Below are 18,307 nucleotides of genomic sequence, written 5' to 3'. Positions count from 1 at the left end.
GCGGGCGAAGATCCCGGGGATGCCGCTATAGAAGCCCCGTTTATTTTCAGGAAAAACGGGCAGTATTACCTGTTCGTATCCTTCGACTATTGCTGCAGGGGAGAAGACAGTACCTATAAAGTGGTCGTGGGAAGGTCCGAAAAAATCACAGGTCCCTATCTCGATAAGGAGGGAACCCCCATGACGGCAGGGGGCGGCTCTCTCGTCATAGAAGGTAACGATCGCTGGGCGGGGGCCGGGCATAACAGCATATATACTTTTGAGGATAAGGACTACCTTGTCTTTCATGCCTATGACAGTACGGACGAAGGCAGTCCCAAACTCCGGATTATGGAAGTGCGCTGGGAAGACGGCTGGCCGGAAGTGGATAAGGACAAGTTATAAAAACCGGTTATTGTTTTTTACGGAAAACAATAACCATACAACGCAACCATTTTGTTCTTTTTTCGTCTTATATACAGATCAATCAATCCAAATTATGACTACCGGAAGAATAAAAAATTTTATAGGGCTCATCGGGATGTTTTTATTGCTATTTGCCTGTAGCAATGATGATGAAGGAAAAGATATGGGAGATCATGCCAGTATATTTATTGACAGTAATATTTACCATGAAGCGGAGAGCGATGATTTTCATCTTGAAGAAGCCCGGATAACGGGAGATTCCCTTGAAGTACGCATCCGTTACGGTGGCGGGTGCGGAGAAGTAAAACTCCGTTTGGCGGGGATGGAAGAAGTCCTGGATTCCGATCCTCCGCGACGGAAGATCCGCCTGCTGCTGGAAGACAATGATCCGTGCGAAGCCTTTGTTGCAGAAACCTTTTATTTTAAACTTTCCGCTTTTCAGACAGCAGGAAGTTCCCGGATAGGATTGCTCTTATCCGACTGGGACGGCTCCCTGCTGTATGAGTACTGAAGTATTTAAAAAAGCTTCATCCCGTAATTACAACACATCTTAAAATTTCATCACAAATCCGCCGTAGGGCTGCATGATGACCGAAACTTTTTCCGAGGGGAAAAGATCGCTTTTGGTAAAACCTTGCGCCTCTTTGTCATCCGTTATCATATACCCGACATCGGCATGTATAAAAGAGAGGTCGAGATCAAGTTCTTTTTCCGAATCTTCCCCGTTGATACCGCATACATACCAGTCTTCTCCTTTTTTCCTGGCGAATACCGCGTATTTCCCCGGATACCCGTCAATAAACCGGGAGGTTTCCCAATCTGTCGGCAGGGCTTTGAGATATCCTTTTACATAATCCGGTACCTGCGACATGCCTTCCGCGGTCTCTGCCATATGCTGCACACCGGAAAGGAAAAGTACGGGAAGCGCCAGTTCGAAGCCCTTGGTGGTTTTCCGGTCTATACCCGGGATCTCTGTCAGGGACATGGGAGTAAAGTCCATCGGGTCGAAGACATTCCGGGTAAAAGGCAGTATGGTACAATGTTCCGGGGCCAGGTCGGCATTTTTCTGGTCGAAGGTAATGAACTCAAAACCTTTTACCGACTCCATAGTAACCAGGTGCGGATAGGTCCGTTGCCAGCCCCTGGGGAGGGTAGTGCCGTGACAATTGACCATCAGCCGGTATTCGGCGGCATCCTTGAAAATATCGTGGTAATAGGCGATCATGGATCGCCCGTCACCGCCGAAAAAATCCACTTTAATTCCGGCAATCCCCATATCGCGGAGCTTCCGGAATTCCTCCTGCCGGCTTTCTGCGGTCAGTAGCTGGTTCCGGGGATGGTAGGGCGTGGTGTTCCAGCTTCCCGCCGAATTGTACCACAGGATAAGTTTTACACCCTTTTCCTGTGCATAACCGGACAGCTCCGCTATACTGTCATAGCCGATGGTCGTGTCCCAGTTGACATCCACCAGGCAATAGGGCCATTGCATTTCCGAAGCATAATCGATGAATTCCTTTTGGATATCATAAGTAATGGATTCGTCTTTCAGCAGGGCCCAGCTCCAGGAGGCCGCCCCGGGTTTTATAAAAGAGGTATCCGTATCTTCCGGTGCAGGTTTCGCCAGGTCAGTGCCGAGCGTAGACTGAGCGATGGTCTCCAGGTCCCCGATGGCGATAATGCGCCAGGGAGTATACCACGGTAGGCTTGACTCCGGCAACAGTCCCCCGCCGGGAAAAACTTCTTCCTCCTGCGGAAAGCTTACCTGGTAAGCCTTTTCTTCCTCGTGGTACCGTAAGCGGGTAGCGCAGAAACTGCGTTCCGGCGCGGTTTCCGATACCAGCGCCCAGGTATTCCCGTTCCGGAAAAGCGCGGGGTACACCCAGCCTTCACCGATAGGGGAAGGGGTGTCCGGGCTGACTTCCGCCAGGTAATTTTCTTCATAAGACGGATTGGAGCGTTCCCACCCGGTTTTTGCTTTGGCCATAGGTTGCAACCAGGCCCGGCTTTCCGGGGGAAAGCGATAGGTTGTTTTTTCTTCGGTTATCTTTTTCACTGTTTTGGTATCTTCCCCGTTAACCGGGAAATAATACCGGAAAGCCACCCCGTCATCGGACAACTGGAATTCGATATCCATAGGTTTCCCGTCTTTGTTCTCCAGGTGCGCAACATAGCGATGCGCTTTGTAGGATATATCTTTTTCCTTACCGTATACCAATTGATAATGATCTTCAACCTGCCCTTCGTCCGTTACGGAACGCAGGGAAAGCCCGTTATAAAAATCCCCGTCTTCCCGGATTACGCCGAGACGGGAAGTATCCAGGACGATGGAATCGCCATAAATAACCCTGTAAAACGGAGAATCTGCCTTGGATAATCCGAATTCCACCCGGATATTTTGATCGGGGCCGGTAAATACTTCCAAAGTGTCTTTTTGTTCTGAACAGGAAAATATACAAACAAAAAGAAAAAATATAAAGCTTTTTAAAAGTGGCTTTTTGGTAGGGTAATTCATGGTTTGTTTATTTAGATGTACAATATACATTTATTTTTAAAACAGTGCAAAACAAAAGATACCGGAAGAAGAAGATAAGCGGGAATAAACCATTACGGATTAAAAACCCATAGATTTCCGGAAGACTGAAAAATCTGTTTGCCACAGATACACGAATAATTTTAAAATAACTATTAATGTATCTGTGTATTTGTGGCTAAAATTTATAACAAAAAAAGCCCCGAAGATAGTCGAGGCACTAAATGTTTTAGCTCACAAGTTTTTTTATTGTTTTTTAACGGTGTTCGTGAAACATTCGAGAAAACAATGAAACAAAAAAAGGCGAGTTGCCCCGCCTTGAATGTTTTCACAACGGAATAATCCTTATTGTGAATTGCTTTTCAGAAATTGTATGGTAAAAGTATAAAAAAAATAAATAAAATACTGCGGGATCCCGTAAAACAGATCAATTTTTTTTAATTATTTTTAAAAACCCAATAAAAGCCCCCAGAATTTTTCCGGATTTTGCAATGTTTAGAGATTATTAACTAACTGATTTTACCGTTTAGATTATGAAAAGAATTTTAGGATTGGATTTGGGGACAAACTCGATAGGGTGGGCGCTCATTGAACAGGATTTTGATAATAAGGAAGGGAGCATTCTTCGTCTGGGAAGCCGTATTATACCTATGAGCCAGGATGTATTAGGAAAGTTTGATTCCGGACTATCACATTCGCAAACTGAGGAAAGAACAGGTTACAGAGGAGTAAGAAGATTATACCAACGCGATAATTTGCGGCGTGAACGCTTACATAGAGTTTTGAATATTCTGGGGTTTTTACCAAAACATTATGCTGATTCTATAGATTTTATAAGGAATTTAGGTCAGTTTAAACCAGGTACAGAAGAAAAAATAAACTATCGCCAAGATGAGTCAGGGAAGTACAAGTTTCTTTTTATGAGGTCGTTTAATGAAATGGTAAGCGATTTTAAACAAAAACAGCCACAGCTGTTTTATGTAAAACCAAATGGTCAGGAGACAAAAATACCGTATGACTGGACCATTTACTATTTACGTAAAAAAGCTTTATCTCAAAGAATAGATAAGGAAGAACTGGCGTGGATTATTCTCAATTTTAATCAAAAACGTGGATATTATCAGTTACGAGGGGAGGAAATTGACGAGGATAAGGATAAACAATTTATACAGCTTAAAGTAAAAGAAGTATTAGACACGGGGGAAAAAGTTAAAGGAAATACATTGTATAATGTAATTTTTGAAAATGGATGGGAATATGACAGACAAATAACCAAAGTAGAGGGTTGGGAGGGAAGAACAAAAGAGTTTATAGTGACCACGAAGACACTTACCAGTGGAGAAGTCAAAAGAACATACAAAGCAGTAGATTCGGAGAAAGATTGGATAGCCATCAAGGCAAAGACCGAACAGGATATTGATCAATCGGATAAAACCATTGGAGAATATATTTACGATACCTTGCTCCACACCCCGACACAAAAAATAAGGGGAAAGCTGGTAAAAACTATAGAAAGAAAATTCTATAAAGAGGAATTTCGTAAAATCATATTTAGACAAATAGAATTACAGCCGGAATTATTTACTAAGGAACTTTACGAAAAGTGCATAGAAGAGCTTTACCCGAGAAATGAAGCACATCGCACAAGTATTCAGGATAAGGGGTTTGAACATTTGTTTACAGAAGACATTCTTTTTTACCAACGCCCGTTAAGGAGTCAAAAATCCAATATTGCCGGTTGTCAATTTGAGTTCAGAGAGTATAAAAAGAAGAACGAGAAAACCAGAAAAGAAGAAATTGTAAAAGAACCTGTTAAAGCTATTTCAAAATCGCATCCACTTTTTCAGGAATTTCGTTTATGGCAATGGCTGCAAAACTTAAGAATTTATAACAAGGAAACGATTATTGATGGAAAGGAAAAAGATCTCACTGCGGATTTGCTACAAACAGAGGATGACTGGACAGATTTGTTTGATTTTTTAACTACAAAACAAACAGTAGAACAAAAACATATCATTGATTATTTTATCAAAAAGAAATCTTTGAATAAAGCGAATAAAGATAATTATCGTTGGAACTATGTTTATGATGAAGAAAAGAAAGAATCAAAAAAATACCCTTGTTGTGAAACAAGGGTTCAGTTTACCAGCCGATTGAATAAGGTTGAAGGAATTGAGAATACAAACTACTTTCTTTCAGAAAAAACGCGGGTTGGCAAGAAAGAAAATAGCCCTTTAATTAGCAGAGAAGAACAATTATGGCATATTATTTATTCTGTAAAAGATTTGAATGAATACAAAAGCGCACTTCAAAAATTTGCACAAAAGCATAGTATTAATGAAGATTCGTTTGTAGAACATTTTATAAAATTTCCTCCGTTTGACAGTGATTATGGAAGCTATTCCAAAAAGGCTATTGAAAAACTACTTCCGCTGATGCGAGTGGGGAAATATTGGGATGAAGTATTTATTGATGACAACACAAGTAATAGAATTCAAAAGCTAATTGACGGGGAATATGATGAAAAAATCAAAAACCGTGTTCGTGAGAAAACGATAAGTTTAAGTGAAAGATCAGACTTCAGAGGACTTCCTTTATGGCTAGCAAGTTATGTCGTTTATGACCGGCATTCGGAAATCGGAGAAATCCAGCAATGGGAAATGTCGTACGATATACAAAATTATTTGTATGAATTTAAGCAACACTCATTACGTAATCCGATAGTTGAACAGATTGTCACAGAAACTTTACGGGTTGTCAAAGATATATGGGAGTATTATGCAGAAAAGGACAATGTCCCCTATGAAATGGTATATGATGAGCGAAAAAAGAAAAAAGTAAGAAGTTACCATAAGTTCTTCGAGGAGATTCACGTAGAATTAGGCCGCGAAATGAAAAATCCGGCAGATAAACGGAAGCAGATTTCGCAAAGAATTTCGGAAAATGAAAATACCAATTATCGCATCAAGGAAATTTTGCAAGAGTTGATGAACGATCCCGAAGTACAGGGAGAGGTGAGGCCCTATTCACCCAGTCAACAGGATTTGCTAAAATTATATGAAGAAGGCATATATCAGAATCCTGATGTGAAATATGATAAAGTAAGTGAAGATGAAGTTCAAAAAATCAGGAGGAACAACAATCCGTCCAAAAACGACATTATTCGTTATAAACTTTGGCTGGAGCAGGGATATATCTCACCCTATACAGGTAAGCCGATTCAGTTATCAAAATTGTTTACCCGGGAATATGATATTGAACATATTATTCCACAATCCCGTTATTTTGACAACTCATTAAGCAATAAAATTATTTGTGAGAGAGACGTGAACGACGATAAAGGTAACAAAACAGCGTACGAATATTTAAAGGAAAAAGGTGGTGAATCTATTAATGGACATCGCTTATTCAAATTAGAAGAATTCGAGTCTCACGTTTCCAAATATTTCAAAAATAACAAACTAAAACTTAAAAACCTGCTAAGTGAAGATATTCCCGAAGGATTTATCAACCGTCAGATGAATGACAGCAGATATATTAGTAAACTGATAAAAGGTTTATTGAGCAATATTGTTCGAGAACAAAATGAACGGGAAGCAACTTCTAAAAAATTAATTCCGGTAACCGGCACGATAACGTCCAAGCTGAAACAAGACTGGGGATTAAATGATAAATGGAATGAAATTATTGCTCCGAGATTTAAGCGGTTAAATGTACTAACCAAGTCTGATAAATTCGGATTTTGGGATAAAGAAATCAATGCGTTCCGGATTCAAGTTCCGGACGAAATCAGCAAAGGATTCAACAAGAAAAGGATTGACCATCGACATCACGCTTTAGATGCATTGGTTGTTGCCTGTACTACAAGAAACCACACACATTATTTAAGTGCTTTGAATGCAGAGAACAAGAATTATGGCTTAAGAGATAAACTGCTTATAAAGAACGAAAAAGGCGATTATACCAAGACGTTTCAAATGCCTTGGGTTGGGTTTCCTGTAGAAGTCAGAAAAGCGTTGGAAGAAACCGTTGTCAGTTTCAAACAAAATACAAGAGTGATTAACAAGACCATTAACAAATTTTGGTCGTATACGGGTGAAAACGGGAATTTTAATAAAGGGAAAGACGGTAAACCCAAAAAGAAATTGAGAAAACAAACCAAAGGAGATAGTTGGTCAATTCGGAAATCGTTGCATAAAGAAACCGTTTCGGGATTATATAATATTGACACGCCGAAAGGAAAGATTGCAACCTCTGTCAGAACTGCGCTTTCAGAAATTAAAAATGAAAAACAATTGGCTAAAATTACAGACCAAAGAATTCGGGAAGTGATTTTACCCAATCATTTAAAGAATTATCTGGATGAAAAACGTAAGGCACAGTATGATTTAGCATTTAGTGAAGAAGGTATAGAAGATTTGAACAAAAATATCGTACAACTTAACGAAGGCAAAAATCATCAACCAATAAGAAAAGTCAAACAGTTTGAAATTGGAAGTAAATTTCAGGTTGGAGAAACGGGGAACAATGCTAAAAAGTACGTAGAAGCTGCAAAAGGAACCAATCTTTTCTTCGCTGTTTATTGGGATAAAGAAAAACAAAAACGAAACTTTGAAACGATTCCCTTAAATGAAGTGATTGCACATCAGAAACAAGTAGCTCATTTACCAAAGGAGGAACGTACACCTATTCAACCTAAACCAGAAAAAGGAGAATTCATGTTTACGCTATCTCCCAATGATTTAGTATACGTGCCCACTGATGAAGAAATTGAAAATCCGAGTTTAGTAGATTTTGAGAATTTAAATAAAGAGCAAACGAACAGAGTATATAAGATGGAGAAAGCATCTGGTAATGAATGTTATTTTATTAGACATGATATTGCTCAATTGATTAAACAGTATGATGCAAAAACCAAATTGGGTGAATTATCGAGTCAAAATAAGCTTGAGACCACAATGGATTTTGATAAGATAAGGATTAAAGAAATTTGTTGGAAACTAAAGATTGATAGATTGGGGAATATTTCAAAAGCTAAAAAATAGTTATAAAATTAAAGCATAATTATGGAAGACTTAAAATCCACAAGCGTATGCCTGTTCTGCAAAAAAACGTGTTGTTAAGGGAATTGACAATATACAAAACAGAAGAAGGAGCACAAGTAGAGGTTCAATTTGAAGTGGAAACTTTTTGGTTGTCCCTTAATCAAATAGCTATTCTTTTTGAAAGGGATAAATCTATTATTTCAAGGCATTTTAAAAATATTTTTGACTCTGGTGAATTGCAGAAAGAAGTGGTTGTTGCAAAAAATGCAACGACCACTCAACACGGGGCGGTCAAAGGAAAAACACAAACCAGGCAGGTCGAATATTATAACTTAGATGCCATTCTATCCGTAGGTTATCGCGTGAACTCCAAACGCGGTACTCAATTTCGCCAATGGGCAACACAACACTTAAAAGAACACCTTGTAAAGGGCTATACAGTAAACCAAAAAAAGCTGGAACAATTGCAGAAAACAGTAATGTTCAATTGATCGTTCAACTAATTGCCAACCGATGATAAAGCGCACTCTCTTTTTCGGCAATCCCGCCTATCTGAGCACCAGGAACGAACAGTTGGTAGTGAATTTTCCGGAGGAAGAAAAGAGCCCTGCAACTATCCCCATTGAAGATCTGGGATACATAGTCCTGGAAGACCCGCAGATAACCATTACCAATGGCTTATTGATGAAACTGGTACAAAACAAGACCGCGGTAATAACCTGTGATAAACAACATCTGCCGTGTTCTTTTTTGCAGCCGCTGGTGGGCCATAGTGAACAAACGGAACGTATGCGTCACCAACTTAACGCCAGTTTGCCCCTGAAGAAGAACCTGTGGCAGCAGACGGTCACGGCAAAGATCAGCAACCAGGCGGCACATTTATCCGGCTACGGGCATAATGTTAAAAAACTGCGTCGGTGGGCCGGGGAAGTAAAAAGCGGGGATGCCGAAAACCACGAAGCCATTGCCGCGGCGTATTATTTTCAACTCCTCTTTGCCGATATAGATGGGTTCAGCCGTAATCAGAAAGGAGTACCACCCAATAACCTGCTCAATTACGGTTATGCCATTTTACGTGCCGTGACGGCCAGAGCATTGGTAAGCAGTGGTATGTTGCCTTCCGTCGGTATTTTTCATCGCAACAAGTACAATGCTTTCTGCCTGGCTGATGATATTATGGAACCTTACCGGCCTTTTGTGGACGGCCTCGTTAGGGAAATAGTGGAGGAAGGGGAGTACATGGAACTTAACCGGGATATAAAAATAATGCTATTGACCATTCCGGCAATGGACGTAAGCATAGATGGCAAAAAAAGCCCTTTAATGGTAGCCATGAGCCGTACGACCAATAGCTTATACGACTGTTTCGCAGGTATAAGCAGGAGAGTGCTTTATCCGGAGTTCTGAAATTATCGAAACGGTTGCTTCGGTACACCCTTTGCTTCGCTCGGGCACTCAGCAACCTCAGTCCGGAAAATAGAGAAGTGGTTGAGTGATTGCCAGAGACAATTGTACTGAAACGTCAGTTGCTTTGGAACGCCCTTTGCTTTGCTTGGCCACACAGCAACCTCAGTTATAAAACACGGAGGCGGTTGAGTGTTCCGGTCTCCGACCGGAATGTACCGAAACCCCGGCTTATAAGAAACAAAAGTGAGATCAACTCATGGAGAAGGACAGATTTTCACGATTAAACCAATATCGTTGTATGTGGGTACTTGTACTTTTTGATCTTCCGACCGAAACCAAGAGGGACAGGCAAGTGGCTACGCGGTTCCGTAAAAACCTGCTGGATGACGGTTTTTCCATGTTTCAGTTTTCCATTTATATGCGTTTTTGCCCCAGCAGGGAAAACGCCGAAGTACATACCAAACGAGTAAAGAATGCCCTTCCGAAGCAGGGTAAAGTCTGTATTATGCAAATTACGGACAAGCAATTCGGAATGATAGAACTCTTTCACGGACAAAAAGAAATGGAACCGGAAAAACCAAGCCAGCAACTGGAATTATTCTAAAAATCCTTCTTATTTTTTAATCCTGGTTTAGAGCATAAAAAACAGGATACCAGTTTTTTACAACGGGTATCCTGTGAATCCTAGGTAAAAGTACAATTCTGAAAGCAATTCACAACTCTCCGGCTTCTTCTGCTCTTTCATCTATCCTGTGAATCCTAGGTAAAAGTACAATTCTGAAAGCAATTCACAACGCTTCTTGACCACGACAAATACAAAGCGACCTGTGAATCCTAGGTAAAAGTACAATTCTGAAAGCAATTCACAACAGCATTGTTCGATCCGGTAATTGTTATCGCCCTGTGAATCCTAGGTAAAAGTACAATTCTGAAAGCAATTCACAACACCAGCGATATCGTCTATTTGCGGCATGAACCTGTGAATCCTAGGTAAAAGTACAATTCTGAAAGCAATTCACAACTACGTTTAAGTTACCTTTGCGGGATGGCGACCTGTGAATCCTAGGTAAAAGTACAATTCTGAAAGCAATTCACAACGATTGTAGGCGCATTGCATAATTGGACTTCCCTGTGAATCCTAGGTAAAAGTACAATTCTGAAAGCAATTCACAACAGCAATAGAATCAATTATATCCAAGCCTAACCTGTGAATCCTAGGTAAAAGTACAATTCTGAAAGCAATTCACAACTAAAGGACAAAAATTCGAAGATACCCCAAGCCTGTGAATCCTAGGTAAAAGTACAATTCTGAAAGCAATTCACAACAAGACTGGTGCAGGTTAATACAATCCATCACCTGTGAATCCTAGGTAAAAGTACAATTCTGAAAGCAATTCACAACCGCAAGCGAACTAGGTATTTGCGCCGACGCCTGTGAATCCTAGGTAAAAGTACAATTCTGAAAGCAATTCACAACTCTCAAAATCTTCTTTACATTTTCCTGTCACCTGTGAATCCTAGGTAAAAGTACAATTCTGAAAGCAATTCACAACAGAGAAGAGCGTCAAAAACTACAGCCAAACCTGTGAATCCTAGGTAAAAGTACAATTCTGAAAGCAATTCACAACTTACCCGTATAGGTAAATCCGAATTGATCGCCTGTGAATCCTAGGTAAAAGTACAATTCTGAAAGCAATTCACAACGAACAAGAAAGACAATTAATCGGAGAAGATCCTGTGAATCCTAGGTAAAAGTACAATTCTGAAAGCAATTCACAACCCTGGGAAATGATACAATGTGACTTAGAAACCTGTGAATCCTAGGTAAAAGTACAATTCTGAAAGCAATTCACAACAAATTCTTCGTTAATCGCTGATAATTTGTTCCTGTGAATCCTAGGTAAAAGTACAATTCTGAAAGCAATTCACAACTTAAACGACAAACCAATTTGCTTTCAATTCCCTGTGAATCCTAGGTAAAAGTACAATTCTGAAAGCAATTCACAACCATACGGAAGCTATTCTGACAATACAACTTCCTGTGAATCCTAGGTAAAAGTACAATTCTGAAAGCAATTCACAACCCGCTTCTCCTTCAAAGTTAACCGGAGGGCCTGTGAATCCTAGGTAAAAGTACAATTCTGAAAGCAATTCACAACTGGTGACCGTTCGTGCGGAAGAAAGGATCGCCTGTGAATCCTAGGTAAAAGTACAATTCTGAAAGCAATTCACAACCACTGGAATTAATTACATGAACCTTCAAGACCTGTGAATCCTAGGTAAAAGTACAATTCTGAAAGCAATTCACAACCGATACCCCTCATTCCAGTTTTTTAAGTCCCTGTGAATCCTAGGTAAAAGTACAATTCTGAAAGCAATTCACAACCGTGTCGGTGAAATTATCCGGGTCATAGGACCTGTGAATCCTAGGTAAAAGTACAATTCTGAAAGCAATTCACAACCAGTATCGACCGGGACACGCCCCTGCGCCCCTGTGAATCCTAGGTAAAAGTACAATTCTGAAAGCAATTCACAACCGTAAATAATTCTCAACAAAATATTAATTTCCTGTGAATCCTAGGTAAAAGTACAATTCTGAAAGCAATTCACAACGGATTGGTGGTAGAGTATGACGGGACCGACCTGTGAATCCTAGGTAAAAGTACAATTCTGAAAGCAATTCACAACGGGGTTATAAGCTATTCGGCTACTAAGGCTCCTGTGAATCCTAGGTAAAAGTACAATTCTGAAAGCAATTCACAACACCTTTCGGGGTGTTTTTTTACACTTAATACCTGTGAATCCTAGGTAAAAGTACAATTCTGAAAGCAATTCACAACTATAATAAAAAGTATCTTCTTCATGTCTATCCTGTGAATCCTAGGTAAAAGTACAATTCTGAAAGCAATTCACAACTAGTTTCATCAGCTAAAAAATCTCTTTGTCCCTGTGAATCCTAGGTAAATCTAAATTCGTATCAGTTGAAACTTTTCGAGACTTAACAACGAACTCGTTTAAACTTTTCTACCAAATCTTGCATACCATAATATTCTATTGCTTTTTTCTTTAATGGGTTGGTGCTCCACTTTGCCCACTCTCCGGTATTAGGATCGTAGCCACATTTCAACGGTTTGGAAAAATCCATATTATCTTTATTAAAATGAGTGCGCTCGGTATAAGCACGACAGTCAGTACAAACATAACGGAACTCACAATCTTTACAGACTTCTATCTGATCCTTGGTTATGTTCCAATATTTTTTAAACCCGGGTTTGTTAAGAACCTCTTGAAGAGTAGTATCTTTTATATTACCATAGCTTTCCGGCATAGAGGGACAGTTTTTGATATTGCCGTCCACATCAACAGATATTTTACAGTTAAGGCACGAATTCCGAGTTTTAGAAGTAATTTCTGTTCTATTATTAACCTGAAAAAGTTCTTCCGATATTTTACCACAGCTTTTTTTATTAATGGCTGTATCGGTAAGCAAAACCAACTTATCATCACATAATACTTGCATAGCAGAGTGGTTTAATATAACTAGTTTAGAAACATGTGGATTATCATTTATGAGATAAATATAATCTTCTACCGTAATTTCTGGACTATGCCTTATAATAAGTTCAATTGACTGGGATGAAAATTTGTTTAAATAAACTATAAGTGTTTTTAATTTAGAATAAAGGGGAATATCAAATACCCTAATTTGTACGGACTCAACATCTGGAACGTCTCTAATTTCTTTTAAATAAGTTATTGCTTTCCTGATATCATCAAAGTCAACAATAAAACTTTCAACATCAAATGGGGAATAATACTCTTCAGAAATATATCGCTTATATATCAAATCATTTGATTGATATATAAAACCATTCTCAATTAAAAAATCTAAAATATTAATTAATATTTTCCTCGATGGTTCATCAAATGATTTTAATTTATCTTCAAAAATTATATTAATTTCGTCAATGAAGATTTCACAAAACTCTAATGGCAAACTAACATAAACACCTTTTTCAAAATCAAAAATCGCTCCCGCGTTTTTTCCAACTTGTATTGAACAACAATCGTACAAATTAGTGTAAATCATATATTTTTGTGTTTAATTTACCTAAGTAACCACTAGCTACTTTAACTTGTTTATATTTATTATTAAAAGCCGAAAGGACTATTTCTTTATTCAAATGATTATAAGAATTAACTCTATTAGCTTTTTGTTCTACAATTTTAGCCCCATAGTAAGGTAATGGCAATTGTCCGTTAACAGTTAAATCATTAACCAGTTCCTCTAATGTTTTTTTGTCCATTGATTATCAATATCAATTATTTTTTCTACAATAAACTTTTCAAAATTAAGATTTGCTCTTTTGGAGTATCCCCCAATTTGCCCTACTGGATTTACTTCTAAAAAAAAATACTCATTGGTCATATCTTTTAAAAGATCAATGCATCCTATATTAAGGTTTAGGGCATCCATTAATCCTTTCAATCTACTTTTTATAAATAAGGGTAAGTCACTTTTAACCAGACGTAAGTTCTCATTTTTATCATTTTGAACTCTTGAATCGATTGAAGTATGTTGATTTTCCTGAGATAAAAGTTCAACTGTAAAGAAATTGCCCATGAAATAGAGCACCCGATATTCTGATTTTTTAGTAATCAGTTCTTGAAAAAAACTCAAGGCAAAGTTTTGTGACAACTTTTTAATTAGCTCATCACTTACTACTTTTGTATAAATTGGATTTACAGTATGATGTTGTTCTGAAAATACAGGTTGGAAGTTGCCAATAGCTTTTGTTATGATTTGAGCATATTCTTTTTTAAAAGTTATTAAATCACTTTTATTATTTGTAACTAAATATGCCGGCACATTAATGCCTAAATCCATGGCTTTTTTTAAGACATTTAGTTTATTAACATGGGTACTGTTTCTATCAGGAATCCAATAAGCATTATTAATAAATGGCAAAAAATTACGAAATTCGTATAGTTCATCTGAAATTCTTTTCTTCAAACCGGTATTCAGTTTTTTATCTCTTTCGTATAGATCAGGAATTTCATTAATCGTTAAAAAACGTCTGTTTAGTACAACCGAAATCTCTTTATTAAAATTAATCCCGTCAATTATAAGTTGATTCTCTTTCAGAGAAATGTCATAACGGCCATTATGTATTCCTTCACCGGATAAAATAAAATAATTTGCCTTGTAATATTTTAACCAATCAATAAAAGCTGGGTGAGAATAATCTCCCCACTCTGTAGTTAAAACCAATATCATATTGTGTTCTCAATTTAAGAAACCTGTGGTAAAAGTTGTTTCGCGTATTAATGATATTTTTATTATTTTTAATTATTAGTTTCCAGATTATGATAATTTTTTAGCAATATTCAATCACATTTTTTAAATTTCTTTAATTTTAGAGGAGGTAAGCCAATTACTGCTCTTACAGAATCTGATTGTTTACGGTACTTTAAACAAGGTTTTCCAAATTGGGAACCATATAATAATTTTCTGTTACCAAATTCGTCTTTTCTAATTACATAGTATTTATCTAAAATAGTAATTAAGGTTTCCATTTTCAGATTTCCTTTATTTACTTCTTCCAAAAACACATCTAAATATTCTTTATTATTGACTAGCATATGAGGGGTGTGCAGAAGAACAGCAAAAAAGGCCCCTTCTACACATTCATAAGAAAAATTATCTTCTCCCAATAGCTTTTTATTAGGAATCCCATTTTTTTTTACAAAATCTACAATCTTAAAGAAATTTATAGAATCCAGGTGTGGGGAAAATTTTAAAGCTCCCGTTTCCTTCCTACTAATGAGCTTCATATCCCTAATCCCTTGGTCTGAACCATATATTTTGCATAGCTCGAAAGCTAAACTATCTTGTTTAATTTTTTGGATATCTCTAATAGCATTTTCTCTATATCCTATACAACTATGAAATAAAAAAAGTATAGAGATGGTAAAGATTAATATAAAAATTACTTTAAGATATTTCATATCTATTTAAATAGAATTTAAGGCAAAAAATAGCTGTATTAAGTGCTTAATACAGCTATTTAATTCAGTGAATTATTTTAGTAATTAATAGTTTTGATAAATTTATCGTCTTTATCAAACTTACCATCACCATTAGTATCTTCGTATTCATTTTCTGCTCTAACCCCAACTTCAATCATTAAAGTAGTTGATGTACCTCCCTTAACCGAACACAGTTCATTGGCCTTTAACTTTAAATTTTTAAATTTTGACAACTCCATAATTTTTGCTTTTTTAATATTACTCCTACTCTATTTAAGGTTTTTCGGTTTCACCTATTTGTTGCAACTTTTTATTTTTAATGTATCCGATCAAACAAGTATATGAAACATTTGGGGAGTTATGTTTTTTATAATGAACTCATCTAAACTTTTCCGATTGGTTGTAAAATGATTTTTTTATCTCATATTTCACTTTTTCCTTACTCAAAAGGTTGAATTTCAAAATTAAAGGTTAAAAAAACGTAAATAAATAGGTGTACTCCTATTTATCCCTCAAAAAGGAACAAGTTTTATTCCCTATTTTATATATTAGAATTTTTCAAAAATGGGTGACAAAAATTAACTCATAAATTTTAAGGGTTTATAATAAATGAAGCCTTTTATCGTTTTCCGGGACCACGGAAAACAGGCATGGCATAAGGCCTGCTAATCAGGACATCTTGACTGTCCTCGTTTAACTTCCCGTACGCTTACTCGTCAAGGAGTCAGAAAGCAGACCTAATGCCATATGGAACCTGTCCAGGCCAAGACAAGTTTCCGGAACAAATAGGGCTTCTACCGCATTGTTTTTAGCCCTTCGGTAAAAACGACGTTGCAGACATTCCCGATTTCTACCGGAAAGCCTGGACAGAACCCACTTCTTTCATTGTGCTGTGCACGCAGGAAGACAAACAAACACCCCTTAAAATTTAAGCGCAGTGTGCCAGTTGTTTTTATATTAAATTATTGGATTATATTATCCTGGCCCCTAACGGCAGGTATTTCAGCTTTACAGATCAAGGGATATTAAGTGAAGTTGTTTGTTGACCTGTTTAAACCTTTGGACTTCGGCACAAGGATTTTTCTTTTCATCGGCCACATTCACACCATTATATAATTCTCAACATTTTTTTCTTTTCCCGGCCGTTCGTTAAAAACCCTGCTTTCCGAAATCTTAAAATTTTGCCCCGGTTTTTTTCGCCTTTCGGGTCCCATTAATTTTTAGAACAGTAATGAAAAGATAAAGTCCCGTCTGCGCGGGAGAAGGAAGAGCAAGAGGGTAATGCGCTCACGCGACATTACAATATCTATCAATTCATAAACAACTGTGATACAGTTGTTTATAAAACAAGAAAGCAACGATATGGTTGGTATTACTGGAATTTTTCACGGAAAAACGCTGCCAGCCCGGTAAAATCAGGAAAAAAATCACGGAAAAATGGATAAAGGATATGAAAAAGAACGTTTTGAAAGTCTGAGCATAAAGGCTTCGGTGGTCAAGAAATTCCGTAAGTTTTGCAAGGCCATTTCCAAGTCTCAATCCATGACCCTCCTTTTAATGATCGAATTTTTTGAACATAATGGCATTTCTCCGGAAGAATCTATAGGGCCAAATATGCAAACCCTGGAAAGCCTTATCAAACAATGTATTCACGGAGTGATTTCCATTATAAAGGATATGGAAAAACACCAGACCAAACCCACCGTAGCCATGTTACAGGCCCTTTTTGAAAATCTTCCTACCACCAATTCCAAAGAAGAGAAAAACAGGTGTCGGGAAAGGAAATATGCTGAAAAATCCTTCAAGGACAGCAATTTTGAAATGGAAGAAATCGAGGAAAAAATGACCTATTATAGAAACAAATGTGCTCGTTTGGAAGGAGAACTTTCGGATAATAAACAACGCTTTGAAAAAATTTTGGGAAAATTAAAACCCATTCGCAGTGGTTTTGGAAAACCGTATTTTAAATTGGAAATCAGGTCTGAAGAACTGGATCATATAAAAAACCAATTAGGTCTGAATGGTTAAAGTAATAACGCTGTACCTAAAAAATACTCATCGTTTCAAGAAAAATCACCAGCGCAAAATAGTATTAGTTCGGTAAGATGTATGGGGCTATTTCGCTTAAACAAACGGTTTGCATTATTAAAATAAGCTATGCAAAACCCAGGTTCAGGGCTGTCTTTCTCACTTTTCCTTTTCGGCCAACAACCGATATACTTCATCCAAAAATTCTCCTTCTTCAAAAGGCATAAGCTTGCTTGCGAGTTCCAATGTCCGGCGAATATCCTCAAAAGGGAATTTTACAAAAGGAGGGGTATAACAATCTTCCTGTGTAACCAATATACTTACATTGATCAAAGATGCTATCGTAGAAAACAAGTCTGTATACCCTTTAAAGCTTAAAAGTGGAGCTCTAAACCTATCTTCATAAATCGGATGAGGGCGTAATGTTACAAGTGTACTCTTTGCTAATGTTTTCAGTTTTTTCAGCGATTTGTCCTTTTTTGCTTTCATAATCCTAAGGTTTAAAATAGTTATTCCAGTCCTTCTCTTAGTTTTTCATCCCTGTAATAGCGGTTAAGATGATCCATCAGGGATTCTTCTCCCACAGGCATTAAACGGTTGACAATATCAAGGGCCTGCCGGATATATCTCTTTTCATCATCGTAGGGAGTGCTCTTGAAAAATCCCGGTTCCCGGATTTTTTGGCATAAGTACATCAAAGCACGGACCGTCAGTAACAGATCGGCATGACCCTCGACATAGAAATAGCTGACTTGGAATTTATCTTTAAAAATGGAGGGCGGTTGCAATATGGGGCGATAATCTTTAGCATAATGTTTCCGGCTTTCAATCAGTTTTTTCTAATAGGTGTTCATAACGACTG

15 protein-coding genes and 1 CRISPR repeat array are annotated in these 18,307 nt (G+C 37.7%); of the genes, 7 read left to right on the top strand and 8 right to left on the bottom strand.

From position 1 onward, the window contains the following. Window positions 1-384, top strand: a 384-nt coding sequence (locus ED312_RS11260) for a family 43 glycosylhydrolase (protein WP_148044278.1), incomplete at its 5' end; no start/stop codon positions are given. 94 nt (window positions 385-478) lie between these two features. Beyond that, window positions 479-916: a hypothetical protein gene (locus ED312_RS11255; protein ID WP_123216119.1), complete on the top strand. Its 438-nt coding sequence runs from the start codon at window positions 479-481 to the stop codon at window positions 914-916. 39 nt (window positions 917-955) lie between these two features. On the opposite strand, the gene ED312_RS11250 is transcribed toward ED312_RS11255, so the two are convergent. After that, window positions 956-2,827 (bottom strand): glycoside hydrolase family 97 protein, encoded by a 1,872-nt coding sequence (locus ED312_RS11250; protein ID WP_170164499.1) that lies wholly within the window; start codon window positions 2,825-2,827, stop codon window positions 956-958. A gap of 641 nt (window positions 2,828-3,468) precedes the next feature. On the opposite strand from ED312_RS11250, the gene cas9 reads away from it, so the two are divergent. From cas9 to cas2, 4 genes are all read left to right on the top strand, one after another. Further along, window positions 3,469-7,980: a type II CRISPR RNA-guided endonuclease Cas9 gene (cas9, locus tag ED312_RS11245; protein ID WP_123216117.1), complete on the top strand. Its 4,512-nt coding sequence runs from the start codon at window positions 3,469-3,471 to the stop codon at window positions 7,978-7,980. Between the two features lie 47 nt (window positions 7,981-8,027). Further along, window positions 8,028-8,471, top strand: a complete 444-nt coding sequence (locus ED312_RS11240) for a virulence RhuM family protein (RefSeq protein WP_123216116.1) — start codon at window positions 8,028-8,030, stop codon at window positions 8,469-8,471. A gap of 22 nt (window positions 8,472-8,493) precedes the next feature. Continuing rightward, window positions 8,494-9,387, top strand: a complete 894-nt coding sequence (gene cas1, locus ED312_RS11235) for a type II CRISPR-associated endonuclease Cas1 (protein WP_123216115.1) — start codon at window positions 8,494-8,496, stop codon at window positions 9,385-9,387. 298 nt (window positions 9,388-9,685) lie between these two features. Next, window positions 9,686-9,991: a CRISPR-associated endonuclease Cas2 gene (gene cas2 / locus ED312_RS11230; protein ID WP_394342861.1), complete on the top strand. Its 306-nt coding sequence runs from the start codon at window positions 9,686-9,688 to the stop codon at window positions 9,989-9,991. A gap of 70 nt (window positions 9,992-10,061) precedes the next feature. Beyond that, window positions 10,062-12,303: direct repeats of the CRISPR family, unit length 46 nt; unit sequence CCTGTGAATCCTAGGTAAAAGTACAATTCTGAAAGCAATTCACAAC. Between the two features lie 82 nt (window positions 12,304-12,385). Here cas2 and gwsS read toward each other — a convergent pair. The 5 genes from gwsS to ED312_RS11205 all read right to left on the bottom strand — a co-directional run bounded on the left by gwsS (window position 12,386) and on the right by ED312_RS11205 (window position 15,656). Further along, window positions 12,386-13,477 carry a grasp-with-spasm system SPASM domain peptide maturase gene (gene gwsS / locus ED312_RS11225; protein WP_123216113.1) on the bottom strand — a complete coding sequence of 364 codons (1,092 nt, stop codon included), beginning with the start codon at window positions 13,475-13,477 and terminating at the stop codon, window positions 12,386-12,388. Continuing rightward, window positions 13,464-13,694, bottom strand: coding sequence for a hypothetical protein (locus ED312_RS11220; protein ID WP_123216112.1), 231 nt, complete (start codon window positions 13,692-13,694; stop codon window positions 13,464-13,466). Before ED312_RS11220 ends, gwsS begins: the two co-directional genes overlap by 14 nt. Continuing rightward, the gene (locus ED312_RS11215) at window positions 13,676-14,665 is read right to left on the bottom strand and encodes an ATP-grasp domain-containing protein (protein WP_123216111.1); all 990 of its coding nucleotides are present in this window, start codon (window positions 14,663-14,665) and stop codon (window positions 13,676-13,678) included. Before ED312_RS11215 ends, ED312_RS11220 begins: the two co-directional genes overlap by 19 nt. 110 nt (window positions 14,666-14,775) lie before the next feature. Beyond that, window positions 14,776-15,396, bottom strand: coding sequence for a hypothetical protein (locus ED312_RS11210; protein WP_123216110.1), 621 nt, complete (start codon window positions 15,394-15,396; stop codon window positions 14,776-14,778). 77 nt (window positions 15,397-15,473) lie between these two features. After that, window positions 15,474-15,656 (bottom strand): hypothetical protein, encoded by a 183-nt coding sequence (locus tag ED312_RS11205; protein ID WP_123216109.1) that lies wholly within the window; start codon window positions 15,654-15,656, stop codon window positions 15,474-15,476. A 1,198-nt stretch (window positions 15,657-16,854) separates the two neighbouring features. Between ED312_RS11205 and ED312_RS24130 the strand changes: the two genes are divergently transcribed. Continuing rightward, window positions 16,855-17,445, top strand: coding sequence for a BfmA/BtgA family mobilization protein (locus ED312_RS24130; RefSeq protein ID WP_206363252.1), 591 nt, complete (start codon window positions 16,855-16,857; stop codon window positions 17,443-17,445). A 159-nt stretch (window positions 17,446-17,604) separates the two neighbouring features. Here ED312_RS24130 and ED312_RS11195 read toward each other — a convergent pair whose 3' ends face one another. Further along, the gene (locus tag ED312_RS11195) at window positions 17,605-17,934 is read right to left on the bottom strand and encodes a hypothetical protein (RefSeq protein WP_123216108.1); all 330 of its coding nucleotides are present in this window, start codon (window positions 17,932-17,934) and stop codon (window positions 17,605-17,607) included. Between the two features lie 20 nt (window positions 17,935-17,954). Beyond that, window positions 17,955-18,143, bottom strand: a complete 189-nt coding sequence (locus ED312_RS11190) for a hypothetical protein (RefSeq protein WP_148044277.1) — start codon at window positions 18,141-18,143, stop codon at window positions 17,955-17,957. Window positions 18,144-18,307: the final 164 nt, after the last annotated feature.

Source organism: Sinomicrobium pectinilyticum (genome assembly GCF_003725735.1).
Classification (GTDB): domain Bacteria; phylum Bacteroidota; class Bacteroidia; order Flavobacteriales; family Flavobacteriaceae; genus Sinomicrobium; species Sinomicrobium pectinilyticum.
Note: the sequence above shows the minus strand (reverse complement) of the source record. Positions and strands in the feature narration are given on the sequence as shown.